Here is a 23,446-nt window from a genome sequence, read left to right as displayed (position 1 = left end):
CAGGCGCCACACCGCCCAAGCGTTGCCTGAATTGCCTCGCCCTTCGGCGATGCGTTAGGCATGGAGCAAGGCGTGACCGCGCGATCGACCCCGACTTTCCAAGAACTCGTCACGACTTTCGCCCGGATCGGCTGCCTCAGCTTTGGCGGTCCGGCCGGCCAGATCGCGCTGATGCACCGCGAAGTGGTGGAAGAGCGCGGCTGGATCAGCGAAGACCAATACCTCCACGCGCTCAATTTCTGCCACTTCCTGCCAGGACCCGAGGCCCAGCAGCTTGCCACCTGGATCGGCTGGAAGCTGCACGGCTGGCGCGGCGGGCTGGCGGCGGGGCTGCTGTTCGTAATCCCCGGCGCGCTGGTGATCCTGGCGCTGTCGATCCTCTATGCTGCGGCAGCCAATCTCAGCTGGTTTGCCGCGCTCTTCCTGGGGATCAAGGCAGCGGTCCTCGCGCTGGTGGTCCAGGCGCTGCTGCGGATCGCCGGACGGGCACTTGATACGCGCCTCAAGCAAGGGCTGGCGTTTGCGGCATTCCTGGCACTGGCGCTGTTCGCCTTGCCCTTTCCTGTGGTGGTCCTCGGCGCGGGGCTGATCGGCTTTGTCGTCGCCGCGCTGCGGCCGGACCTGCTGGCGCTGAAGCCAGCCGGAGATGCCATGCCGCTGCCGCCGCGCCCCTGGTTGGCCTCGCTCAAGTCGGTGCTGGTCTGGGGCACGATCTGGGCCCTGCCGATGGTGCTGGTGCTGACTCTGCTCGGCCGCGACCACGTGTTGTGGCAGATCGGCAGCTTCTTTTCGCAGCTTGCGGTGGTGACCTTTGGGGGGGCCTATGCGGTGCTGGCCTATATGGCGCAGGAGGCGGTCAACGGTTTTGGCTGGCTACGCCCCGGCGAGATGGCCGACGGCCTGGGCCTTGCTGAAACGACACCGGGGCCGCTGATCCTGGTGACGCAGTTCGTCGGCTACCTTGCCGCCTTCCGCGCGTCTGATCCGTTTACGCCGCTGGTCGCAGGAATCCTTGGCGCGGCACTGACAACCTGGGTGACCTTTGCCCCCTGTTTCCTGTGGATCTTTGCTTTCGCTCCCTGGATCGAGCGGATGGAACGCGCGGTCCGGCTAAAGGGCGCGCTGGCGGCTGTCACGGCCTCGGTCGTCGGCGTGATCGGTAGTCTCGCCCTGTGGTTCGGCGGCCATGTGCTGTTTCGAACCTATGCCGCTGGCCTGCCGGTCTGGAGCAGCCTCGATTGGCGCGCGGGCCTGCTGACAGTGCTCTGCGCAGTCCTGCTGTTTCGGCTGAAGTGGGGTGTGCTGCCGGTGCTGGGCAGCGCGGCCCTAGGCGGGCTGTTCCTCGCCCAGATTTGAGGGACTCAGCTTTGAAGCGAGCCAGGCAATCAGCCAGACCCGCACCGCCCCCGCCAGTCCCGGCGGAGTCGGCGCGACGATCCGCTCGCTATCGATCCGCGCCACCAGCGCGCTGATCGGCAGGCCTTCGGCGGCGGCGGCTTGCTTGAGCAGTTCCCAGAACAATGGTTCGAGGCTGATCGAAGTTTTGTGCCCGGCGATCTCGATCGAGCGCTTGATGGGTGGATGGAACAAGGTGGTCATGGCGCGATCTAGCGCGAGGCGCGCCCGGGAACCTACGAAAAATTTGGGGTGGTCGCTGCTCGGACCGCCCCCTACATCCAGGCCATGATCCAGCGCCACCTGTCCTTAACCGCTAAGGAGAAGGAAACGCTGCGCCTGTTGGTGCAGGGTTACGACGCCAAATCGATGGCGCGGCACCTGGGTCTTTCGGTCCACACGGTCAACGAGCGGCTGCGCGATGCGCGGCGCAAGATGGACACCTCGTCCAGCCGCGAAGCCGCACGCCTGCTGCGTGAGGCGGAGGCGCAGACCCCCGAATTGCTTGGGGACAAGGCTTTGGGGGATGCCCCGCCGGTCAACACGCAGCAGATGTCACCTCAGCCAGCCCAAAGTCGCGGCATACTCCGCCGCACTGGCTGGATCATCGGAGGTTCGATCATGACTGCAACGCTTGCCCTTCTTGCCCTGTCCGCCCTGTCCGGAGGCGGCCAGACAAGCACTGCGCCGCTTACTGCGGCCGCCTCCGTTTCCGCCACGCCAGCCAGCGAGCAGGCAGCGGTCGAGGCCGCGCAGCAATTCCTGGCACTGGTCGATCGCGGCGACTGGACTGCTAGTTGGCAAACAGCCCACAAGTCGTTCAAGCTGCTCAATACCGCCGACTGGTGGGCGGACGCATCGAACAAGGTTCGCAGCGAAATGGGCACTATCCAGTCACGCGAGCTGGCAACGGTGGACTTCCGGCCGGCGCCGCCGAACGGCTATTGGATCGTGTCCTTCAACGCGAAATACAGCAAGAAAGGCCGCGCGGTCGAAACGCTGCATATGGCTTGGGAAGATGGCACCTGGAAAATGACGGGGATCACCGTCAACTAAGGTCAGGCCGCGCGGACAGCCCAGCCCTTGGTACCCTGCGCTTCGGGCGGGTCATCGGGGTAGGGCTGGACCGCCAGGAGATGGCGGGCCAGATCGGCCAGCGACATCGTGTCCTGGAAGACGATGCCGTGTTCCACACCCTTGCGCCACAGCACATGGCCATAGCGCACCGGGAAACCGATGAACTCAACTCGGACGAAGGCGCCCTGCGGCCATTCGCGGTCGGCCCGCAGCTTTGCGCCGGTGCGCGACACATCGAGCAGGCGGGCACGGCAGTCACGCCCATCGATGGTGACCAGCACCGGGCGCTCCAGCCTGAAGCGGATGGCACGGTGGTTATGCGGGCTTGGCTCGGCGATGAATTCGTCGACGTCGATTTCGTTCGCCGCGCGGTAGCCGGCCTCATAATCCCTGACCCAGGCGCGCTCGATCGGGTAAACCGCGCCGTTAGCAAGCTGGAGGAAGATGCGCGTCTCGGGCGGGACATCGTGAAAGAAGCGCAGACCGACACCGCCGGCCGACACATCGCGGACCAGGCATGGATACTCGCCGCTCTGGCATACCACCTTGGCGGTGCGCAGCATCAGCGAAGAGCGCGGCGCAGCGCGCAGCTCGGCGGGATCGGATGGTGCTTGGTTCGGCATGGCTCTGCTCGTTCGTCGCGTCCGGCGGATCATGGAAAACGAAAGCTAACCGCGCGTGGCTAACCAAGCGTTAAACCGGACCTCAGGGGACGGACCCACGTGGCCAGAATTGCCTTTCCTGGATGCCAGCAATCAGCGGGCGTGATTGCCGCTCTTTGGAAATCGTTAGACAGTACCGGCGCTCAGTACATATGCTGGCCGCCATTGATCGACATGGTTGAGCCGGTCACGAAGCCGCCGTTGTCGCTGGTCAGGAAGGCGACGCCGCGGGCAATTTCCTCGGCCATGCCCAGCCGCCCGACGGGGATCTTGGCAACGATCTTTTCCAGCACCGGCGCGGGGACGGCAGCCACCATGTCGGTATCGATATAGCCAGGGGCGATAGCGTTGACGGTAACGCCGAACTTGGCGCCTTCCTGGGCCAGCGCCTTGGTAAAGCCGTGAATGCCGGACTTGGCCGCAGCATAATTGACCTGGCCGTACTGCCCAGCCTGGCCATTGATCGAACCGATGTTGACGATCCGGCCCCAGCCGCGCTCGCGCATGCCGGGAAAGGTTGCCTTGGCCATGTTGAAGCAGCCGCCCAGGTTGATCCGCAGGACCTCGTTCCAGTCCTCAAAGGTCATCCGGTGCAGCGTGCCATCGCGGGTGATCCCGGCATTGTTGATGACGATATCGATCGGGCCAAAGTCAGCCTCGACCCGCGCACAGCCTTCAAGCGTCGCCTCATGGTCACCAACGTCCCAGCGATAGGCCGGGATGCCGGTCGCCGCGGTGAAGGCCTGGGCCTTTTCCTCGTTGCCGGCATAGTTGGCGATGACCTGGTGCCCCTGGCGCTTGAGCCGCTGGCAGATCGCTTCGCCAATCCCGCGCGTGCCGCCGGTAACTACTGCCACTCGTGCCATCAGAGCTTCTCCCGCTATTGGATTCCGTAGCGGCAGGTCTAGCAAGCCCAAGCGGGCAGGCAAGGCTGGCGAATAGCTATTCGTATGCCGCGTTCAGAACTTGAACTGGGTGCCGACGTAGACCGCCTGGTTGTCCTTGCGGCCATCGCTCAGCGGCGCAAGCCGATCGCGGTCAGAGGTGCTGCGCACGCCTGCGGTGACGTTGAGGTTGCGGGTGAGGCGATAGGACCCGCCCAGATCGACCACCTCCTCGGTCTGGCCCTGAAGCGTGCGCGGCGAGCGGCCTGCCGGTTCACGGCCATCCAGCGCGATCCGCGGGGCGAAGCGCGAGGCATCTTCGCGGGCGCCTGGCGAGGGCTTGAAGCTGGCGAGATCGGGCATCTCGACCTTGCGGAGTTCGGACACTGCCGTGCTGTTCTGGGCAAAGCCCTTGTAGCCGCGCGAAACGCCGAGGCTGTAAGCAGTCGGAGCAATACCGAAGCCGCCGTTGTCGCTCGCGGCGAGCGCGGCGCGGACCGGGCGGGATGTGCTGCTGTCGACCCGGACTGCCACCGTGACCGAGCGGTCCAGCCGGTTAGGTGCGGCGCCGGGGGTAAAGCGGAAGGTCTGCCCAGCACCCAAAGCGCGGACTGAGATCGAGCGGGCCAGACGAGGGTCAACCCGGGCCGGCTGGAAGCCATTGTCGGCAGCCGCTTCCGTCTTGGCAGTCAGGCGCGGGCCGATTCCCACCGACAGGGCCAGCACGGCGCTGGGCAGCGCCAGGACTGCCACCGCCGCAGCAAGCAGCAGCGCGGAAGCGGCGCTGTTGCGCGCTTTGCCCTTGCTGCCGGTTGTCATTGCCACGGTCATGTCCTGCGCGTTTCCGTTCTTTTCGGGGAGACTCGGCGATGTTCGCGCGGATGGCCCCCGAATCCAAGCACTATCTGGTGCCGCGGGGGTGAATTGCAGCTTAACCGGACGGACAGCTGTGCATTCAGCGGGGGTTCACGGCAACGGCGGCCAATGCGCACTTGCCGCCTTGGCCGCCTTGGCTATAGAGGCTGCGCAGGTTTCGTGCGGGGGCCAACCCTCGCCGCCAAGACAGGATCGTAGCTTGACCATGATGACTTCCGGCCACAGCACCCTCTTCCGGATCGGCCGCACTGGCCTCGTCGCCATGGCGGCGCTCGCGCTGGTCAGCTGCGGCGGCAAGGACCGCCCGAAGGCCGATCTCGCTGCCTCGAAGATTACCACGATCGGGGTCAACAGCTACCTGTGGCGCGCCAGCCTCGATGCGCTCAGCTTCATGCCGCTGGTCCAGACCGACAGCAACGGCGGCGTGATCGTGACCGACTGGTATGCCAACCCGAACAACGCCGGTGAGCGGATGAAGGTCACCGTGACCATCCTTGATCAAGACCTGCGCGCCGATGCGCTGCGCGTTGCCGCCAGCCGCCAGGTCGCCCAGAATGGGGTCTGGGTCGATGCTCCGGTCCAGGCTGCCACGGTGCAAAAGCTGGAAGACATCATCCTGACCAAGGCCCGCGACCTGCGCCGCGGTGCGGTTGCCGAGTAAGCCACCCCCTCGACAAGCCGCGCCCAGCGGCTAGAGGGCAGGACATGACTACCCAGAACCAAGATTCCGGCCGCTTCGATGCGGCGCGCGCCGATTCGCGCTGGCAGCAAGCGTGGGACGAACGCCAGACCTTCCGCGCCGACGATGCGAGCAACAAGCCGCGCTCCTTCGTGCTGGAGATGTTCCCCTACCCGTCGGGCCGGATCCACATTGGCCACGTACGCAATTACACGATGGGTGACGTGCTGGCCCGGACCAAGCGGATGCAGGGCTTCGAAGTGCTCCACCCGATGGGCTGGGATGCCTTCGGCATGCCGGCCGAGAATGCGGCCATGGAAAAGGGCGTCCACCCCGGCGGCTGGACCCGCGACAATATCGCCAACATGAAGGCCCAGTTGAAGCGCCTGGGCTTTGCGCTCGACTGGAGCCGCGAACTGGCGACCTGCGAGCCGGACTACTACGGCCAGGAACAGGCGCTGTTCCTTGATCTCTATGCCGCTGGCCTGGTCTACCGCAAGGAATCGGCGGTCAACTGGGACCCGGTCGACATGACCGTGCTCGCCAACGAACAGGTGATCGACGGACGCGGCTGGCGCAGCGGCGCGCTGGTCGAAAAGCGCAAGCTCAACCAGTGGTTCCTCAAGATCACGCAGTTTGCCGATGATCTGCTGTCCGGTCTGGGCGAGCTCCAGGACTGGCCGGAAAAGGTCAGGCTGATGCAGGAGAACTGGATCGGCAAGAGCCAGGGCCTGCGCTGTACCTTCCGCTTTGTCGACAGTCCGGACGGCATCGAAGTCTATACCACCCGGCCCGACACGATGTTCGGGGCGAGCTTCGTCGCGATCGCGGCGGACCATCCGTTTGCGCAAGCGATCGCAGCCACCTCGCCCGAGCTGGCGGCGTTCATTGCCGAATGCAAGCAGGGCGGGACCACTGCAGCTGAGCTGGAGACGGCCGAGAAGAAGGGCTTCTTCACCGGCTATTCGGTCGAGCATCCGCTCAAGAAGTCATGGCACCTGCCGGTCTATGTCGCGAACTTTGTGCTGATGGACTATGGCACCGGCGCGGTCTTCGGCTGCCCCGCGCATGACCAGCGCGACCTGGACTTTGCCCGCAAGTATGAGCTGCCGGTAACCCGCGTGGTCAGCGATGGCGACCAGACCGACGCCGAGTTCGACGGCGACGAGGCCTACACAGGTCCGGGCCGGATCGTGAATTCCGAATGGCTCGACGGCATGACCATCGATGAGGCCAAGGCCGCGATCATCGCCAAGGCCGCGCACGAAGGCTGGGGCCAGGGCGAAACGCAGTACCGCCTGCGCGACTGGGGCGTATCGCGCCAGCGCTATTGGGGAACGCCGATCCCGTTCATCCATTGCGGCGATTGCGGCGTCGTGCCGGTACCCAAGGACCAGCTGCCGGTTACGTTGCCCGAGGATGTTAGCTTCGAGGTGCCCGGCAACCCGCTGCTGCGCCATCCGACCTGGAAGCACACCCCCTGCCCCAAGTGCGGCAAGCCGGCCGAGCGCGAGACCGATACGCTCGATACCTTTGTCGACTCCTCGTGGTACTTCCTGCGCTTTGCCAGCCAGCCGGGCGACAAGCCGTTCGATCCGGAAGTGATCAAGCAGTGGCTACCAGTCGAGCAGTACATCGGCGGGATCGAGCATGCGATCCTCCACCTGCTTTACGCCCGCTTCTGGACCCGCGCGCTCAATCACATTGGCCTGATCGACGTGAAGGAGCCCTTTGCCAGCCTGTTCACGCAAGGCATGGTGACGCACGAGACCTATTCGCGGATCGATCCCGCCAATGGCCAGCCGGTCTACTTCAGCCCGGCCGAGGTCGAGCGCGGCGGCGAGAACGCCACGCTCAAGGCTGATGGCCAGCCAGTCGAGATCGGCCGCGTCATCAAGATGTCGAAGAGCAAGAAGAATGTCGTCGATCCGGACGACATCATTGCGCAGTACGGTGCCGACGCGGTGCGCTGGTTCATGCTCTCCGACAGCCCGCCGGAGCGCGACCTGCCCTGGTCCGAAGCCGGGATTGAGGGCTGCGCGCGCTTCGTCCAGCGGCTGTGGCGCCTGTTCGGCCAGTACGATGCCGCTGCAACCGGCGAGGACAAGGCGCTAGATCGCAAGGCCCATCAGACTGTTCATGCCGCAACACAGGACATCGCGGCACTCGGCTTCAACAAGGCCGTGGCGCGGATCTACGAGCTGACCGGGGCGACCGAAAAGGCCGCGCCCAGCGCCAGCCGCTCGGCTGCGATCCGCACGCTGTTGCTGCTGGTTTCGCCGATGATGCCGCACCTGGCCGAGGAAGCCTGGGCCGCGATTGGCGGGGAAGGCCTGGTCGCCGATGCCGCCTGGCCAGCGGTCGATCCGGCCCTGCTGGTCGAGGACGAAGTGACCATCGCGATCCAGGTGCTGGGCAAGCTGCGCGATACGATCACCGTCGCCAAGGGCCTGCCGCGCGAGGAGCTGGAGGCGCTTGCGCTGGCCAGCGACAAGGTGCAGCGTGCACTCGATGGCAAGGCAGTGAAGAAGGTGATCGTGGTGCCCGACCGGCTGGTCAATCTCGTCGCATGAAGCATTTTTGCATCCTCGCCGGGGCGCTGTTGCTGTCTGCTTGCGGATTGCAGCCGATGTATGCCGGCGGGGCGAGCGGACAGGTGGCGCAGGGGCTGGCGGCAGTCGAGGTTCCCGCGATCGAGGGCAAGGCCGGCTGGCTGGTCCGCAACGCACTGGTTGACCGGCTCGGGGCGGCTGGCCGGGTAACTCCGCGCTACCGGCTCGACGTGCGGCTTGATGACAAGCTTGAAGGTCTCGGCCTGCTGTCCGACGATACCATCGGCCGCGAACGGCGCACCCTGCGCGCACGCTACCAGCTGGTCGATACCGCCAGCGGCGCGATCGTACTGGACGCCACTGCCGGGTCGGATGCGGGGATCGACGTGGTAAGTTCCGAATATGCGACGATTGCCGCAGAACAGACCGCGCTTGAAAACCTCGCCAAGGTAGTCGCGGACAAGATCGTCGCGCGCCTGGCGCTGCAATTGCGCGAAGGCCAAGCGGGCGCTCAGTGAAGGCCACCCAGAAGGATTTCAAGTCGATTGCCCCGCGCGCGGTGCGCGAAGCCCGGGTGTTCTTCCTGTGCGGGCAGGACGACGCCGGTATCCAGGATGCGGCCCAGTTCCTGATTGCCGCGCTGCCCGATCCGGGTGAGCGGATCGAACTTGCCGGTTCGGACCTGCGCAAGGACCCGGTACGCCTGGGCGACGAGGCCCGGTCCAACTCCCTATTCGGCGGCAATCGCCACATCCTGGTCCGCGCCAGCGGCGACGAGGCCCATGACGCGATCGAAACCATGCTGCAGGGCGAGAGCGAGCCCTGTCCGGTAATCGTCATGGCGACGAGCGCGACCGACAAGTCCCGCACCGCCAAGTTGCTGGCAGGTAGACCCGATGCCCTGGTCGCGATGTTTTACCCGCCCGACCTGCGCAGCGTCAGCAACGCCGTCCGCGACATGGCCGGGGCTGCCGGGCTGAACCTGAGCGGCGATCTGTCCGAACGGATCGCCCGGGCCGCTGCACTCGACACCCGGATCGCCGCGAGCGAGGTCAACAAGATCGCTCTTTACCTTGATGCCACGCCGCTTGCGCCGCGTACTGCCGATGCTGCGACGCTGGACGCGATCGGGGCGCGGACCGAGGACGACGGGCTGATGCCACTGGTCAATGCCGTTCTCTCGGGCGAGGTCCAGCGGCTGCCGGGTGAGTTACGGCGAATGCGCGAACTGGGGCTGAACCCGGTCGGGCTGCTGCTAGCGGTTGAGCGGCGTGCAGCGCAATTGGCGCAACTGGCCGCCAAGCTGGGGCGCAGCGGCGACATCGAACGTTTTGTCGAGGCCGAGACCGCGGCCCGCCGGATCTTCTTCAAGGACAAGAGCGATATCTTGCGCCAGCTCCAGAAATGGCGCGGCCCCCGCCTCACCCGGCTGGTCGATAAGCTGGTCGGGCTGCACCGTGCCCTGCTAACCAACAGCCAGCAGGCCGAACTCCTGCTGGCCCAGGGCCTGACCGAGATCGCGCGCGTGGCTGCGCCCCGCAAATAGCCCTTGGCCAAGCAACTGATCCTGCTAGGGAACTCATAGTTTCGCTTGGAGGGGTCGCACCGCTCCGATTTGATCGGACCAATTGATGACATGACGGCGCAATCGTTTACCGTTCCACCATCGCTGGAGCGGACGAGGCTGCGGATCTATGCCATTCAGCTGCTGCTGGACGGTGCCATGCTGCTGGCCGGCTTCGCCCTCTCGACCTGGCTCTACCTTGGCAGCCCGACGGATGACACCGTCTGGGGATCGGCGCAATTGGCCTTACCGCTGTACTGGACCGTCGCGCTGCTCAATCGGACTTATAGCGTCCAATCGCTGATCGCGCCGGAATTCGGGGTGCAGCGGGCTTCATCTGCATTGCTGCTGGCCAGCCTGCTGGTGCTGCTGGCGCTGTTCCTGGCGCGCAGCAGCCTCAATCTCTCGCGCTTCGGCTATGGCCTGGGGTGCTTTGCCGCCTTATTCCTGATGATCTGGGCACGCTACAATCTCGAGCCACTGGTGCGGAGCTGGGTTGGCGCGCGGGCGATCAACCTGCTGGTGATCGACGATGGCGGGCCGCCAGTTGACCTGACCAAGTGCCACCGGGTGGATGCGCGTGCCCTGGGTCTGCCGCCGCAACTCGACGATCCGCACGGTCTCGACCGCCTGGCCAAGCTAATCGGGCCGATGGACCGGGTGATCGTAACCTGTCCGCCTGAACGCCGCCGCCTGTGGGCGATGGTGCTGAAAGGCGGGCACATGCGCGGCGAGATCGTCGATACCGAGGTGATCGATCTGGGTATCCTGGGTACCAGCCGGAGCGAAGGGGTCGGCACGCTGGTGGTCGCGGCGGGTCCGCTCGGCCTGCGCTCGCGGCTGCTTAAGCGTGGGTTCGACTTGGCCATAACCTTGCCGCTGCTGCTGGTGCTGGCCGGACCAATGCTGCTGGTTGCCCTTGCCATCCGGCTCGAAGACGGCGGGCCGGCGCTGTTCCGGCAAAGGCGGGTCGGCCGCAACAACCGGTTCTTCGACATCTACAAGTTCCGCACCATGAAGGTGGCCCAAACCGACCAGGCAGGCGCCCGCTCGGCCAGCCGCGACGATGACCGGGTCACGCGGATCGGCCACTGGCTGCGCCGCACTTCGATCGACGAATTGCCGCAATTGCTTAACGTGGTGAAAGGCGAAATGAGCCTGGTCGGACCCCGTCCGCACGCCCTTGCCTCGCAGGCTGGCGACAAGCTGTTCTGGGAAGTCGATGACCGCTACTGGCAGCGCCACGCGCTCAAGCCGGGCATGAGCGGACTGGCACAGGTCCGGGGCTTTCGGGGTGAAACCCGCGAGGAATCCGATCTATCGCAGCGCCTGCAGGCCGATCTGGAATACCAGGCGGGCTGGACCCTGTGGCGCGATGTAGTGATCATCCTGCGCACCCTGCAGGTGGTCGTGCATGAACGGGCCTATTGATTGTTGCAAAGCAGCATCACGGTTAACAAATGCGTCCAATCCACCGAGATTCCGAGACTTTTCCGCTTTACTAAGAAATTCTCCCTATGATACGCGCGCTCTCTAGATGCCGGGACGGAGTTTACGGTGGCGGGTTACATCTTCGGTACACTGGCAGCCGCTGCCCTGGCCACCGCAGGTGTCGCCGCGACCGCTGGTCTGCGCTCGGCTGATGCGCTTCCGGTTCTCGCCCTGGCCGAAGGTGCCAGCCAGGCCGGCCAATGCTCGGTGAAGGTTGTCCGAACCGGTGCGCCGGGCACTGCAGACATCGTACGCGACCAGCTTGCGGATGGCAGCTGCGTCTGCGTGGTGACCACGGGTCCGGCCGAGAACAATGGCGCGGCCGAGGATACCGTCACAAACCTCTTGCGAGATCGAGAATGTTCGAGCGCTCCGGCAGCAGGCGAAGCGGCCAAGGGCGCCGGATTCGGTCCTGCAGGCAGCATCTTGCCGGCTATTCTTGGCGCAACTGGCGCGGGCGGCCTGGCCGCCGGTCTCGGGACCGCTAGCAACGGTTGAGTGGCGCTGCGTCTCAATCCACTTGATCCAAAGGGCCCTGGCCGCATGGCTGGGGCCCTTTTGTCGTGGTGCGCGGTCGGGCGATGAACCACTCCGGCGCGTTCAGCCATGACCGGGCGCTAACCTGGCTGGCTTTCGTCTATGTTCTGGCGCAGCTGACCCTTGGCGGCGGCGGCACTCCGGCGCCGCTGATGGAACTTGCGTGCCAGCTCCTCGCGGCCGTGGCGCTGATCTGCTGGGTCGCCTTGCGCGGACCGGACCATTTGCGGGACAGCACGCCACTGTGGTGGGTCATCGGTCTGGTCGCAATCGTTCCGGCCCTGCAGCTGATCCCGCTTCCCCCGGCGCTCTGGCAGGCTTTGCCTGGCCGGGACCTGCTCCGCGAAAGTCTGGCGCTGGTCGGGGCGGAACAATCGTGGTGGCCGCTCTCGGTCGCGCCGCAGCGGACGCTCGATGGTCTGCTGGCCTTGCTGCCACCCCTGCTAGCCCTGGCCATGGCCGCAAGCCTTTCCAGCGACGGCCGGCAGTTGCTGCTCAAGGCCATTGCCGGGTTTGCCTTGCTGTCCGTCGCGGTTGGCGCTGCGCAGCTGGCCTCAGCCGGCAAGGGAGCCCTGGCGTTCTATGTCGGCAGCGATCCCGGCGTGCTGGGCGGGTTCCAGGCCAATCGCAATGCCCAGGTCGATGTTCTGCTGATCGGCCTGACGGCGTTGATCGGCGCCTGGTACGAGCAAGCCGGACGGAGCCGTGCCATGCTGGCGACGGTGGGCGCGCTGGCGCTTGTGCTGCTGCTGGGCGCTTTTCTCACCGGCTCGCGTACTGGCATTGCCCTGATCCCGTTCGCATTGGCCTGGTGCCTGTTCCTGGTGCGCGCAGAGCTGTCCAGCCAGACCTCGCTATTCCGGCTCCGCAACCTCGCCCTTGCCGGGGCTATCGGCATGGGCCTGGCCGCTGCGGCCTGGCAGACCCGTCCGGTCCAGCAGGTGCTGCTGCGCTTTGGCTTCAACGGCGAATATCGCCCCGATATCTGGCGGGATACGCTGTTCGCGATCGAACAGTACTGGCCGATCGGCAGCGGTGTTGGAACCTTTACCCGCGTGATCGGCCCGGCTGAACGGCTGGAGGCAATTGGCCCGGTTCTGCCCAACCGCGCTCACAGCGAATATCTTGAGCTGCTGCTCGAAGGCGGACTGCCACTGGCACTCGCCTGGGCCGCAGCGGCCGCGCTGGTAGCGCTGGCCCTGGCACGCGCGCTGCGCGCAGCAGGCGGGGCGGCGCGAGCTCAGGCCGCGTTCAGCGCTGGCACGTTAACTGTTGTAAGTCTTCATTCGCTTGTTGATTATCCGTTCCGTTCCATGGCATTGGCAAGCTTGGTCGGGGTAGCGGCAGCTTTCGTGCTGGTGCCGCCTGCAAGGTCGGGAAACCTGAGGTCATGATACGCAGGCGCCTGTGCGATCTGTCCATGGCGCTGTGCGTCGTCACGGCGCTGGGCGCTGTGGCGGTGCCGGCAGCAGGGCGTGACAATCCTCTACCATCCGGGGCAGCGGCCTATGATATCATCCCGGTCAAGGCGATGGATGAACTGGTTGCCCAGCGGATCCGCACGGGCGACAAGCTGGCCATCAGCGTGTTTGGTGAAAGCGAGCTTTCGCGCACCGACTATATCGTCGACAGCACCGGCTTTGTGCAGTTTCCGCTGATCGGGCAGGTTATTGCCGCTGGCGTCAGCCCGGAAGAATTGCGGGCCGAGATCGCTCGGCGGCTGGGTACCCGCTTCATCCGTGACCCACAGGTTTCCGTCAGCATCACCGAGCGTGCCCGGGCCCGCTTTGCTGTCGAGGGACAGGTTGCGGATCCCGGCGTCTACGAAGCCGATGCCACCACTACCCTGCTTGCGGCGATCGCCCAGGCCGGCAGTCCCAATCGCGTTGCCAAGAACAGCGAAGTGATGGTGTTCCGCATGGTCAATGGACGGCGCATGGGGGCGCGCTTTGACATCGACCAGATCCGCAGCGGCCGAGCCGACGATCCGCAGATCATTGGCGGTGACACGGTCGTGGTTGGCTATTCGGGTTCCAAGGGCTTCTGGCGCGATGTGCGCGAGACTGCGCCGCTGCTAAACCTCTTTTACCTGGTCCGCTGAATGCGCAGCCCCGGCGGAGCCCCGATCCTGGCATGAACGATCAACCGATCTTGCGCGATATCCAGCCGACCAATTCCGTCGACTTGCACGACGAGCCGGAAGTCTTCCAGGCGATGACGCGCGGGACGTTTGACCTGCGCTACATCGCCGCCGCAATCCGCAGCAACCTGCTGCTGATCAGCGCGATCATCACTGTCGTGCTGGGAGCTGCGCTGGTGGCGACGCTGCTCGATACGCCGCGTTATACCGCCAACACGACGATCCAGATCAACGACAGCAGCGATCGCGTGATCGGCGAGAACGATGACCAGACCGCTCAGGAATCGAACTTCTACGACGTTGACCGCTTCCTGAAGACGCAGACCGACATTCTGCGCAGCCGCGGCCTGGCCCAGCGGGTGGCACTGAAGCTCAAGCTCCAGGGCCGTCCGGAATTCTACACCGCAATGGAATCGAAATCGCCAGGTGCCGGAGCCAGCCCAGAGGCGATGCGCAACCAGGTGGTGGGCCTGCTGCTGGGCAACCTGAAGGTCAATCTGCCGCGCGATTCGCGGATCGTTACGATCTCGTTCGAAAGTGCCGACCCGGGCATGTCTGCCGAAATCGCCAATGCCTTCGCCACCGAATTCATCCAGTCCAATCTGCAGCGCAAGTTTGACAGTTCATCTTATGCCCGTGAATTCGTGTCCAACCAGCTGGCCGAAGCCAAGCAGCGCGTTGAACAGGCCGAACGCGATCTCAATGACTATTCACGCAGCACCGGGTTGATCCGGACCGGCGACGCTGCGGGCGAAACGGGTGAGGCAGCAGCGGGCGGATCGGTTACCGCAGCAAGCCTGTTGCAGCTCAATCAGGCCGCCAACCAGGCCACGGCTGAGCGGGTTGCGGCCGAAGGGCGCTGGCGGGCGATCTCATCGGTCCCCCTTCTGTCCAGCCGCGAAGTGCTGGGCAATGCGACTGTCTCGGGCCTGATGACCGATCGGGCAACGACCCAGGCCGAGCTGCAGCGCGAACTGTCCAAGCACCTGGAGGACTATCCGACTGTGCGCGAAAAACGCGCCCAGCTTGCCCGGCTTGATGCGGAGTTGCAATCGGCCGCCCAATCGGTGCGCAATTCGATTCGGGCAGAGATGCTGGCTGCGCAGGGAACCGAACAGGCGCTTATGGCCAAGCTTGAAAGCCTCAAGGGTGAAACCCTGCGTGAGCAGGACAAGACCGTGCAGTATGGCCTGCTGAAGCGCGAAGCTGATACCAACCGCACACTCTATGACGGGCTGCTGAAGCGGTACAACGAGCTTAACGCTACCGCTGGAATCTCGTCGAGCAATGTCTCCATCATCGACACTGCCGAGCAGCCCTCCGCCCCGACCTCGCCCAACATGTTCAAGAACATGCTGCTGGCGCTGCTGGTTGGCGTTGGCCTCGCCGCGCTCACGCTGTTCGTCAAGGATCAGCTCGACGACGCGATCAGGGTGCCGGAAGACATCGAAGCAAAGCTGCGTTTGCCTTTGCTGGGCGTGGTGCCAAAGGCCACAGGGCGCGATCCTGACAGCGAGATGGGCGATCCAAAGTCGCCCATTTCCGAAGCATACAACTCGCTGCGGGCTGCTCTGCTCTATTCGACCTCGGTCGGCCTGCCGCAGGTCATGTTGGTCACTTCGGCCCAGTCGGCCGAGGGCAAGACCACGACCAGCTTCGCAATCGCCGCCAGCCTTGCGCGGATGGGGCGCAAGGTCGCGCTGATCGATGCCGACTTGCGGCGCCCTTCGATCCACCGCCGCTTTGGCCTGCCAAACAACCGCGGCCTGACCGACCTGCTAACCTCGGGCGATCCGGTCGAAAGCGCAATCCTCGCCACGCCGCAGGAGAACCTGTTCGTAATCGCTTCGGGCCCGATCCCGCCCAGCCCAACCGAGCTGGTCTCTTCGCCGCGGATGGAACACCTCATACAGGAACTGGCCCGCAGCCATGACGTGGTGGTGATCGACAGCCCGCCGATCCTGGGCCTGGCCGATGCCCCGGCACTTTCGGCGCTGGCCGACGGGGTGATCTTCGTGGTCGAAAGCGAACGCGGCCGCCGTGGTTCGCTGAAAACTGCACTGCGCCGCCTGCGAGCGATGCGGCCGATCCTGCTTGGTGCGGTCCTGACCAAGTTCGATCCGACCCGCTCGGGCAACCGCTACTCCGAATACTACGGCTATCAGTATTACACCTACGAACAAAGCAACCGGGAGCCCGATTAGGATGGCCCGACCGCGCACCGCTGGCAGGCGGCAGGCGGTCCTCGCTGCGGTTTCGCTTATGGCAGCAGGCTATGCCGGATTGAGCGCAGCCCTGGCGTTCGATCGTGCGGCGGCCAGCGCCCCGGAAACGATCGCCCGGGTGCCCGAGCCGTTCCGGCAGCAAGCACTTGCCAGTAAGAGCAAGGCATTGCTGCTGGCCGGCAAGCCCGGGCCGATCGCCCCGCTTGCCCAGGCTTTGGTCCGACGCGATCCGTTGGGGCCGCAGGCAACCGGTCTGCTGGGTACCGCACGGCTGGCGCAAGGCGATGCGCGCGGTGCCGACGTAGCCTTTCGCACGTCGGCCAAGCTTGGCTGGCGCGATGCAGCGACCCAGGTTTACTGGCTGCAGTCGGCGCTTGCTGCCGGTGATCTGAACCGCGCCGGTACCCGCTTTGGCGCGATCGCCCGCCAATGGCCCGAGGCCCCCGCGATCGATCAGCTTTCAGCGCAGTTTGAAGGCAACCCGCGCGGGCAAATGCTGATCGCCCAACAGATTGCCAGCGGCGCCAACTGGGCCCGCAGTTATGCTCAGCCGCAGCCTGGCCAATCAGGCGATAGGCTGGCCGGCCGGGCCACGGTACTGATCTCGTCAGCAGGGCTGGGTGGCAGGCTGGGCTGCGATGTCATTACCCCGATGGTGGTCACCCTGACCTCCGTCCAACCCGAGCTCGCCAGCCGCCTTTGGTCAAGCCAGTGCCCCCGTGCCGCTGCGCCCGGCCAGGTCAATGACGCCAGCTTTGAGCAAACCGCCGCAGCAGGCGGCAAGACCGCGTTTGAATGGCAGTTTCCAGGCCATGGCGCGCTGGTGGCAGATGTGGTTCTGACCCGGTCTGGCCAGCATGTTCTGCGCGCCAGCAGCACGGCTGCAACCCTCGTGCCGCTGGCGATGCAGCGGATCGTGCTGTCCCCAGGCGCCTATCGCCTGACCTGGCGCGAGGCGGCGAGCAGCCCGCCAGGCGCATCGCGCTTCGCCGCCAGCCTGAGTTGCCGGCCGGAGCGGATCCTGGCCAATCCGCAAGGCGGCAAGGTTGATGGCGGGCGCGGCGCGGTCGAGCTTGATCATGCCGGCGGCTGCGCCGCACCCGTGCTGCAGTTGTGGCTTGCCCCTGGCGCGGGCGAGGTCAGCATCGATGATATAGCCCTGACGCGGCGCTAGTCGCGGGGGTGATCAAGCCAAGCGCTGAGGCGCGCCAGGGCACGTGCCTGTTTGCGGGTGTCGCGGCGCACAAGATCGCCAGCGGTCCGGCGCCAGCGCGACCCGGCCCAGCCAATGAACCCGCCGGCCGATGCCATTTCGCGCCGCACTGCTGGTCCGGCCGCAACGCGGCGGCGGCCGGTCACACGGTCGCGCAGCCCTTGCCAGCCGCGCCGCTGGAGGCTGGCGAGGAAGCCGGCGCTTTGCCGCCGATCAAGGTCCTGCAGCAGCAGCAAGGCCGCATCGTTCAGCAAGGCGTCTGGCACCGGCTTGTGATCATGCCATTCGATCCGGACCGCGCTGCGATAGTGCTCAACCAGGGACAAGACCAGACGCGCGCCGCTGGACCAGCCTTCCGTGCCAGCCCGCACCCAGAACCGCGCCCAGTCGATCGGACGAGCCCGCAACAGAAAGTCGATATCGGCCAGCAGCAAAGGCCCGCAATCGAGCCGGTGACTGTAGACCGCATGCGCAATCAGGTGTGCCAGCATGTCAATCGGCGCGGGATAGGCGAGACCGTCCTCATCCATCACGGCACCGGCGCGCACCTCAGCATCGATCGCCGCCGGGCTCGCATGATCCAGCCGCCCGTCAGGCTCCCACAAGTGGTGGTGCAGCTCCACCACTGTGCCGCCCGGCGACAGCAGCGGGGGCAGGTGTTTGTCGGTGCGAACCAGTTCTGGCAGCGGCAGCTCGGGGACTTCGATCAGCTGGTATCCCGCCGCTTCCAGAAAAGCGAAGGCCGGGATCACGCTGGCCGGATCGAGCAACAGATCAATATCGCGCAGCGGCCTTAGCGCCGGGTGCGGATAGGCAAAGCGGTGCAGCCAGGCCCCCTTGAGCGCGAGTGGCGCAAAGCCGCCTGCGCGCAGCAGGGTGACCGTCCGTTCAAGCTCGGCCCGCTGGCTTAGCGCGAGCAAGGCCTGGCAGCGAAAGGCGGCGCTCCACGCTTCGGCCAGCACCGGTGGCAGATCGGGGTGCGCGCGGTGCTGATGATGCAGCAGCGGCTGCAGGCGGTGCTGCGCCGCCATCCGGTCGAGCTTGGCCAGGTCATCGCCCGAAAGGTCAGCGAACTGGGCTGGTCGGCGCGTGCCGACCAGATCGAGCAGGCGGCGGCGCAACTCTTCTGGGGTCACGGTTCGCGCAGCTGGCGCTGCTTCACCAGCCGCGCCGGATTCCCCGCATAGACGCCGTCTGCCGCGGCATCTTCGAACAGCGCCGCGCGCGCGCCGATCACGGCGCGATCCCCAACGGTGACCCCGGGCCCGACGAAGGCCTCAGCCGCCACCCAGGCCTGCGTGCCGATCGCCACCGGGCGGAGCAGCAACTGAAAATGGGGGTCGGCAATGTCGTGCGTGCTGGCGCAGATATGCGCGCCCTGCGAGATAACGCTACGCGCGCCGATCGTGATCCGGCCCTGATTGTAAATGTTTGCACCGGGGCCGATCAGGCAGTTTTCGCCCAGCTCCAGATTGGCCGGCAACCAGATCCGCACACTGCCGTGGACCCGCGCACCGCGTCCGACCCTGGCCCCGAACGCCCGCAACACCAGCCGCCGCCAGCCATGCAGCGGAGCCGGCGTAAAGCGCGCCAACAGCAGCCAGGCGAGCCCCCAGCACACCCGCAGCAGCCGGTTCCCCAGCGAGAAGCTGGCACCGCCCTCAAGCGGCTTGGACTGGCGGGCATCGAGCGGGGTCATCGTGGGCTTCCCGGTTCGGCGATCAGGCGGGCATAGGCCTCACCCCATTGCTGCGCCACCCGTTCGCCCGAAAACGGCCCGCTGACAAGCCCCTGGGCCGCTTGGGCCATGGTCAGCCATTCGCCATCGGGCATGGCCAGCGCCCTGGCCAGCGCAGCCTTGATCGACGCCGGCTCCACCCCGCAATCAATCGCTGCGCCCGCCGTGATGCCTTCTGGCAGATTGCACTCGCTGGACTGAAGCGTCGGCGTGCCCGCTGCCCAGGCCTCCAGCAGCGTCATCGGCAGCCCTTCGCTAAGCGAGGGCAGGACGAGGAACCGAGACTCGGCCAGTGCACGCGCTTTGTCCGCTCCGAAGCATGGTCCGACGAACCGCACGGATGGCGGAGCATCGCGCAGCATTGCTTCGAGCGCGGCGACATCGCCCGGTTCGCCCCAGCCCGCCAGCGTCAGCCGGGCATCGGCAGGCAAAGCGTCCGCAGCCGCGAGGTCGCGCCAGGCAGCGATCAGGGGCGCGAGGTTCTTCTTGGGATGGATCCGGCCGAGATACAGCAGGCGCGGCGCTCGGGCCTGCGTGATCGAGACGCTGATCGGCGGGCCAGCGTTGGCGATGATGAGGCTGTCGTGCCGGCCACTTTCGCGCGCAATGTCTGCTGCTTCGCGCCTGGTCAAAGCGTGGAAGGCGCTTGCAGCGCGCCAGCCGGCCCGCTCATAGCCATGCCGCGCGAGCGCCTTTTTCCAGCGCCCTCGCGCGGTGATCCAGGGATCGAGCATCCCGTGCGGCGAGATAAGGCTGGCGCGCCCGGTCTTTTCCCGCCAGCGCCGTGCGGCGTGCGACGGATACATCCAGATGCCGTGAAGGTGCAGGCAATCGAGCCGCGCCGTCAGCAGCGCATCGACCAAGGTCGGCGCAAAGCCGATCTGGGCTGGCCCGCGGAGCGGAACGTGGATCACCTCGCTGGCACCGAACCGTGGGCGATCCTCCGCGCTGAACCGGTCAGCCAGCGCCACCACGACCGGTTCGCCGCCCAGCCGCCGGATCAGATCAGACTGGATCACGACCGCCTCGAACACCCCGCCCCCCAGCCGCGAGGCCGAGGCAGTAAGGAGGCCGATGCGCTGGCCGGAAAGAAGCTGGACGGTGGCCATCAGGCTTGTCCGTCAACCGCAGTCAGGCCGGCCTCATACCTCGCAACGGCGGCAATGGCCGCCGAATTGGCCGGGAAAAGCATCGCGTCAACCGCTTCGGCAGTGCGTTCCGCATCGCCCAGCCACGCCCGCGCCCGCGCCGCTTCCGATAGGCGCCGCCAGGTCTGCTCGTCGCGGTCAAGCGCCAGAATCGCGGCGGCAATGCCTTCGGCCGAGTTTGGCTCGACAAGGAAACCGTTGATCAGATTGCGAACCAGCGCATCGCGCGAACCCGCCTGGGTCGACAGGATGACCGGCACGCCGACCGCAAGTGCTTCGTTGACCACCAGGCCCCATTGCTCTTCCGAACTGGGCAGAATGAGGGCAAGCGCCCGGGCCATCAGGCGGGCGACCTCGTCAGCCTTGAGGAATCCCGTAAACTCGACCTGCCCGGCCAATCCATGCGCATCGACCTGCTTGCGCAGGGCCGCCTCCTCCGCACCGGAACCCGCCAGAACCAGCTTGCGGGCCGTGGGTCCGGCCGCTTTGGCATAGGCGGCATAGCCCTCGATCAGCAGCTGCAGGTTCTTCTTTGCCACGAACCGTCCAACGAAAACGAGCGGCCGCGCGGCAAAGTCAGGGCCGGTGTCGCCGGCCAAGCCCCGGATCCGGTCGACGCTGACGGTGTCATAACCAAGCAGCAAGCGGCGACGCCGAAAGCCCAGGAAGCGAAAGTAATCGCGGTGGCGGGGACCGGCCACAATTGCACCCGAATAGGCCTGGAGCACGAATAGCTTGAACAGTTCGAAGCCAGCCCTCCGCGGCTTGTCGTCGAACTTGGAATCGTTGAAGGCGAAGACCTGGACACCCAGCAAGCGCAAGGCCCAGGACAACAGGATCACCGCGGGTTCGTTGTAACCGATGCCGATAAACACCGCGCGGCATCCCCGCAGTGCGCGCAAGGCAGCCCAGAACCGCGGCAGTGACGGGACCTCGTCGAACGAACGGCCGGGGAACAGCGTCAGCTTGCGCGCATGGGCCGTCGGTCCGGAAGGCTCCCAAGCATAGGTGGCCGAGCTTGTCGCTACCTCCACCGCCAGCACATCGCAGCGATCGCCCAGCCGCCGGGCAACGGCTTCGCAGCGATCGATGTGATAGGCAGCGAACTGCGCAAACAGTAACGCCACCTGCGGCTTGGTCTTGTATTTCATGCGCTCGCGCCGCAACCCCCGGTGCCCTTTAGGTGGAATACCTTACGAGCGCCGCTTGGCAAGCGCACAGGGCTGTCTACCCCCCGCAGCGCAGCACAAAGCAATCGTGATTGGCAGGCGGGTCTCCCGGGTCAGGCGAATTCGTTGAGGATCAGACGGCGCAGTTCGGCCGCGATCCAGAACGCATCATACTCGTGCCCGGCCGGCGAGGGGTGCGTGGTGTCGCCGGCCACCAGCGAGGTATAGAGTGCCGACTGATTGTTGCGGAACCGGATCGCAACCACCGTGCCGGAAGCCGTGCAAGGGTGACTGATCGTGACCGAGGTCGAAGACACCACAGTCAGCACCACTGCACCTTCGGGGATGCCGGGCCCAGAAATGCCGGACTGGGCAACGACGCCCGCGGTCGAGGCCAGCGCGGTCAGCGTGGCGCTGCCGCTGGTAGTGGTGCCGGTGGTGGCCAGTGTATCGACCGCGCCGTGACGCAGGATCGCCGAGGGCCCGAGCCGGTCGATAAACCATACGTTCGCACGGGCACCACCTGCGCCCTGCACCGCCCGCTGCACGGCGTCGCGCTGACGGAAGATATCGAGCGTCGGGGTGGCGTTGGGCCAGGTCGGACCGAAGAAGACCAGCGGCTTGCCGGGATTGGTGCTGCGCCAGGCATCGATCAGCTTGAACGCCTGGCGCGTCACCGCATCCTCGAACGATGTCGCCCCGGCGACGCTGGCAAAGCCATTGGCGGCACCGTCGTTGACACTGGACATGACCACGCCGAGCGCCGGGCTGAGCGTGCTGCCGGTCTGGGCATCGATCACCCCGGCCAAGGTAAGGTCGGTCATCCGGGTCGGGTCACAGAAATTGACCTTCGGGAAGCCGGCTGAATTGTTGCCGCCCGGGTTGATCAAGCCGGTCCCACCGACCCCGGCGATGGCCCCGCGCAGACCCAGCAGGCGCGCGGCCAGGGCAGCCTCGCCATTGGCCGAGAAATCGGCGCCGGTCGGCTCAACAAAGCTGTCACCGATGATGGTGACCAGCGGATAGGCGCGCGCCACCGAGCTGACTTCGCTGGCGCTAATCACGTTGACGCCATTGGTCGGGACCGCAGCGGTCTCAATCCGGATGCGCCGCGCCCGACTGGCGCCGAACACGAATTTGACGAAGTAAAGGTTGCCATTGCCCGAAGGCACGGCCGCCGTTGCCGCCACGGCATCATCGACCACCAAGCGCAGATTGTAGAGCGAATTGGCACCGTGCCCGGTCACCGGCACTTCGAACTGGGAGCCGGTATGGACGAATTCGTACGCATGGTACTGGGTGCCGAAGAATGGATCGCCCAGCGCATTGAGCGCGCCGCAATAGCCACTTCGCGAAACCGCATAGCCGTTCAGCGGAAAGGTCGTTCCCGCCTGCCGGGTCGGCCCGGCGACATAGGTCAGACGGCTGTCGAACCGCGGTACGGTCGCCCCGCCGGCGGTCTGAGCGTTGATGGTCGAAGCGGCTCCGGCAGCCCCAATCGTTACGGCTGGCAGATCGGTTGTAGCCAGCCGATGGCTCGGCGCGGCGAAAGCGCCCCAGTTGCGGATCGCCAGGATCAGCGCCTGGGTGTTAGGCGACCTGGCCGACGCGGCGGCGCGGCTGGCAAGGCCGCGCGCGATCAGATCGGCGCTCATTGGGCCAGCCTGTAGGTCAGTGAACCGCTCGCGAGCGTCACCTCAATCCAGAGCCGGGCGGCGGCCTCGGTCTCTGCCCAGATCGGCTCGCAGCAATTGGCCGTGAACTGCGCCCAGGCCGCGCCGGCAATGGTCAACGGCAGCTTGGTGGTGCCGCCATCGGTCGATCGCAGGACCCGGACCGTTCCCGACCAGGTCCCGGCCAGGGTCAGCATGGCTTCGCGGCCAAGCGCCGGCTGATAGGGACCGAAGGTGCCGCTGACCGCCGTCGTTCCGGCCAAAGGAACAGTCGGATCGGCGCCGAGCGTTACAGGCAGCGGCATGCTGCCGCTGGCCAGCACGGCATTGCCTTCAGCATCGGCAAAGGCCACCGCACGGGTCGCCGCATAGCCGCTGGGGGATAGGATCGGGGTGGGCATCAGGTACTCCCTGGTGAATGGG

22 protein-coding genes are annotated in these 23,446 nt (G+C 65.9%); 12 read left to right on the top strand and 10 right to left on the bottom strand.

The features are described 5' to 3' along the window. Positions 1–60: 60 nt before the first annotated feature. Positions 61–1,356, top strand: coding sequence for a chromate efflux transporter (gene chrA, locus FRF71_RS08205; protein WP_147090149.1), 1,296 nt, complete (start codon positions 61–63; stop codon positions 1,354–1,356). Here chrA and FRF71_RS08200 read toward each other — a convergent pair. Continuing rightward, positions 1,327–1,599 (bottom strand): ribbon-helix-helix domain-containing protein, encoded by a 273-nt coding sequence (locus FRF71_RS08200; RefSeq protein ID WP_147090148.1) that lies wholly within the window; start codon positions 1,597–1,599, stop codon positions 1,327–1,329. The two genes, chrA and FRF71_RS08200, sit on opposite strands and share 30 nt — an antisense overlap. An 84-nt stretch (positions 1,600–1,683) precedes the next feature. Here FRF71_RS08200 and FRF71_RS08195 point away from each other — a divergent pair, with 84 nt between their 5' ends. After that, positions 1,684–2,451, top strand: a complete 768-nt coding sequence (locus FRF71_RS08195; protein WP_147090147.1) for a helix-turn-helix domain-containing protein — start codon at positions 1,684–1,686, stop codon at positions 2,449–2,451. A gap of 2 nt (positions 2,452–2,453) precedes the next feature. On the opposite strand, the gene FRF71_RS08190 is transcribed toward FRF71_RS08195, so the two are convergent. From FRF71_RS08190 to FRF71_RS08180, 3 genes are all read right to left on the bottom strand, one after another. After that, a complete protein-coding gene (locus FRF71_RS08190) occupies positions 2,454–3,095 on the bottom strand; it encodes a PilZ domain-containing protein (protein WP_161597913.1) in 642 nt (213 codons plus the stop codon). Between the two features lie 182 nt (positions 3,096–3,277). Further along, the gene (gene phbB, locus FRF71_RS08185; RefSeq protein WP_147090145.1) at positions 3,278–4,000 is read right to left on the bottom strand and encodes an acetoacetyl-CoA reductase; all 723 of its coding nucleotides are present in this window, start codon (positions 3,998–4,000) and stop codon (positions 3,278–3,280) included. Between the two features lie 93 nt (positions 4,001–4,093). Continuing rightward, positions 4,094–4,837 (bottom strand): hypothetical protein, encoded by a 744-nt coding sequence (locus FRF71_RS08180; protein ID WP_147091585.1) that lies wholly within the window; start codon positions 4,835–4,837, stop codon positions 4,094–4,096. Positions 4,838–5,099: 262 nt separating this feature from the next. On the opposite strand from FRF71_RS08180, the gene FRF71_RS08175 reads away from it, so the two are divergent. The 10 genes from FRF71_RS08175 (at position 5,100) to FRF71_RS08130 (ending at position 17,256) form a co-directional block, all read left to right on the top strand. After that, a complete protein-coding gene (locus tag FRF71_RS08175; RefSeq protein ID WP_420359398.1) occupies positions 5,100–5,555 on the top strand; it encodes a DUF3576 domain-containing protein in 456 nt (151 codons plus the stop codon). 44 nt (positions 5,556–5,599) lie between these two features. Next, a complete protein-coding gene (gene leuS, locus FRF71_RS08170) occupies positions 5,600–8,146 on the top strand; it encodes a leucine--tRNA ligase (RefSeq protein ID WP_147090144.1) in 2,547 nt (848 codons plus the stop codon). Further along, a complete protein-coding gene (gene lptE / locus FRF71_RS08165; protein ID WP_147090143.1) occupies positions 8,143–8,643 on the top strand; it encodes an LPS assembly lipoprotein LptE in 501 nt (166 codons plus the stop codon). The genes leuS and lptE overlap by 4 nt, the downstream gene beginning before the upstream one ends. Next, entirely contained in the window at positions 8,640–9,671 is a 1,032-nt protein-coding gene (holA, locus tag FRF71_RS08160) for a DNA polymerase III subunit delta (protein WP_147090142.1), read from the top strand. Before lptE ends, holA begins: the two co-directional genes overlap by 4 nt. A 90-nt stretch (positions 9,672–9,761) precedes the next feature. After that, positions 9,762–11,120 carry a sugar transferase gene (locus tag FRF71_RS08155; protein WP_238339148.1) on the top strand — a complete coding sequence of 453 codons (1,359 nt, stop codon included), beginning with the start codon at positions 9,762–9,764 and terminating at the stop codon, positions 11,118–11,120. A gap of 126 nt (positions 11,121–11,246) precedes the next feature. Continuing rightward, entirely contained in the window at positions 11,247–11,678 is a 432-nt protein-coding gene (locus FRF71_RS08150; protein ID WP_147090141.1) for a hypothetical protein, read from the top strand. A gap of 83 nt (positions 11,679–11,761) precedes the next feature. Then, positions 11,762–13,111, top strand: a complete 1,350-nt coding sequence (locus FRF71_RS08145; protein ID WP_147090140.1) for an O-antigen ligase family protein — start codon at positions 11,762–11,764, stop codon at positions 13,109–13,111. Beyond that, positions 13,108–13,818: a polysaccharide biosynthesis/export family protein gene (locus FRF71_RS08140; protein WP_147090139.1), complete on the top strand. Its 711-nt coding sequence runs from the start codon at positions 13,108–13,110 to the stop codon at positions 13,816–13,818. The genes FRF71_RS08145 and FRF71_RS08140 overlap by 4 nt, the downstream gene beginning before the upstream one ends. 32 nt (positions 13,819–13,850) lie before the next feature. Next, positions 13,851–16,061: a GumC family protein gene (locus tag FRF71_RS08135; RefSeq protein ID WP_238339147.1), complete on the top strand. Its 2,211-nt coding sequence runs from the start codon at positions 13,851–13,853 to the stop codon at positions 16,059–16,061. A 1-nt stretch (position 16,062) separates the two neighbouring features. Next, a complete protein-coding gene (locus FRF71_RS08130) occupies positions 16,063–17,256 on the top strand; it encodes a tetratricopeptide repeat protein (RefSeq protein WP_147090138.1) in 1,194 nt (397 codons plus the stop codon). On the opposite strand, the gene FRF71_RS08125 is transcribed toward FRF71_RS08130, so the two are convergent. The 6 genes from FRF71_RS08125 to FRF71_RS08100 all read right to left on the bottom strand — a co-directional run bounded on the left by FRF71_RS08125 (position 17,253) and on the right by FRF71_RS08100 (position 23,424). After that, entirely contained in the window at positions 17,253–18,431 is a 1,179-nt protein-coding gene (locus tag FRF71_RS08125; protein WP_147090137.1) for a nucleotidyltransferase domain-containing protein, read from the bottom strand. The two genes, FRF71_RS08130 and FRF71_RS08125, sit on opposite strands and share 4 nt — an antisense overlap. Continuing rightward, the gene (locus tag FRF71_RS08120) at positions 18,428–18,994 is read right to left on the bottom strand and encodes an LbetaH domain-containing protein (protein WP_147090136.1); all 567 of its coding nucleotides are present in this window, start codon (positions 18,992–18,994) and stop codon (positions 18,428–18,430) included. Before FRF71_RS08120 ends, FRF71_RS08125 begins: the two co-directional genes overlap by 4 nt. Continuing rightward, positions 18,991–20,142 carry a glycosyltransferase gene (locus tag FRF71_RS08115; protein ID WP_147090135.1) on the bottom strand — a complete coding sequence of 384 codons (1,152 nt, stop codon included), beginning with the start codon at positions 20,140–20,142 and terminating at the stop codon, positions 18,991–18,993. The genes FRF71_RS08120 and FRF71_RS08115 overlap by 4 nt, the downstream gene beginning before the upstream one ends. Further along, positions 20,142–21,332 carry a glycosyltransferase gene (locus tag FRF71_RS08110; RefSeq protein WP_147090134.1) on the bottom strand — a complete coding sequence of 397 codons (1,191 nt, stop codon included), beginning with the start codon at positions 21,330–21,332 and terminating at the stop codon, positions 20,142–20,144. The genes FRF71_RS08115 and FRF71_RS08110 overlap by 1 nt, the downstream gene beginning before the upstream one ends. Before the next feature lie 131 nt (positions 21,333–21,463). Further along, entirely contained in the window at positions 21,464–23,005 is a 1,542-nt protein-coding gene (locus FRF71_RS08105; RefSeq protein WP_147090133.1) for a hypothetical protein, read from the bottom strand. After that, complete coding sequence (locus FRF71_RS08100) at positions 23,002–23,424, bottom strand: hypothetical protein (protein WP_147090132.1); 423 nt, start codon at positions 23,422–23,424, stop codon at positions 23,002–23,004. The genes FRF71_RS08105 and FRF71_RS08100 overlap by 4 nt, the downstream gene beginning before the upstream one ends. Positions 23,425–23,446: the final 22 nt, after the last annotated feature.

The organism is Novosphingobium ginsenosidimutans, from assembly GCF_007954425.1.
Classification (GTDB): domain Bacteria; phylum Pseudomonadota; class Alphaproteobacteria; order Sphingomonadales; family Sphingomonadaceae; genus Novosphingobium; species Novosphingobium ginsenosidimutans.
Note: the sequence above shows the minus strand (reverse complement) of the source record. Positions and strands in the feature narration are given on the sequence as shown.

Coding starts and splice junctions, on each gene's coding strand:
- FRF71_RS08155 (WP_238339148.1), top strand. CDS start 9,762: ATGACGGCGCAATCGTTTACCGTTCCACCATCGCTGGAGCGGACGAGG.
- FRF71_RS08195 (WP_147090147.1), top strand. CDS start 1,684: ATGATCCAGCGCCACCTGTCCTTAACCGCTAAGGAGAAGGAAACGCTG.
- phbB (WP_147090145.1), bottom strand. CDS start 4,000: ATGGCACGAGTGGCAGTAGTTACCGGCGGCACGCGCGGGATTGGCGAA.
- FRF71_RS08115 (WP_147090135.1), bottom strand. CDS start 20,142: ATGGCCACCGTCCAGCTTCTTTCCGGCCAGCGCATCGGCCTCCTTACT.
- FRF71_RS08140 (WP_147090139.1), top strand. CDS start 13,108: ATGATACGCAGGCGCCTGTGCGATCTGTCCATGGCGCTGTGCGTCGTC.
- FRF71_RS08135 (WP_238339147.1), top strand. CDS start 13,851: ATGAACGATCAACCGATCTTGCGCGATATCCAGCCGACCAATTCCGTC.
- FRF71_RS08145 (WP_147090140.1), top strand. CDS start 11,762: ATGAACCACTCCGGCGCGTTCAGCCATGACCGGGCGCTAACCTGGCTG.
- FRF71_RS08180 (WP_147091585.1), bottom strand. CDS start 4,837: ATGACAACCGGCAGCAAGGGCAAAGCGCGCAACAGCGCCGCTTCCGCG.
- FRF71_RS08110 (WP_147090134.1), bottom strand. CDS start 21,332: ATGAAATACAAGACCAAGCCGCAGGTGGCGTTACTGTTTGCGCAGTTC.
- FRF71_RS08105 (WP_147090133.1), bottom strand. CDS start 23,005: ATGAGCGCCGATCTGATCGCGCGCGGCCTTGCCAGCCGCGCCGCCGCG.
- FRF71_RS08175 (WP_420359398.1), top strand. CDS start 5,100: ATGATGACTTCCGGCCACAGCACCCTCTTCCGGATCGGCCGCACTGGC.
- FRF71_RS08130 (WP_147090138.1), top strand. CDS start 16,063: ATGGCCCGACCGCGCACCGCTGGCAGGCGGCAGGCGGTCCTCGCTGCG.
- FRF71_RS08190 (WP_161597913.1), bottom strand. CDS start 3,095: ATGCCGAACCAAGCACCATCCGATCCCGCCGAGCTGCGCGCTGCGCCG.
- FRF71_RS08200 (WP_147090148.1), bottom strand. CDS start 1,599: ATGACCACCTTGTTCCATCCACCCATCAAGCGCTCGATCGAGATCGCC.
- FRF71_RS08100 (WP_147090132.1), bottom strand. CDS start 23,424: ATGCCCACCCCGATCCTATCCCCCAGCGGCTATGCGGCGACCCGTGCG.
- chrA (WP_147090149.1), top strand. CDS start 61: ATGGAGCAAGGCGTGACCGCGCGATCGACCCCGACTTTCCAAGAACTC.
- leuS (WP_147090144.1), top strand. CDS start 5,600: ATGACTACCCAGAACCAAGATTCCGGCCGCTTCGATGCGGCGCGCGCC.
- FRF71_RS08120 (WP_147090136.1), bottom strand. CDS start 18,994: ATGACCCCGCTCGATGCCCGCCAGTCCAAGCCGCTTGAGGGCGGTGCC.
- lptE (WP_147090143.1), top strand. CDS start 8,143: ATGAAGCATTTTTGCATCCTCGCCGGGGCGCTGTTGCTGTCTGCTTGC.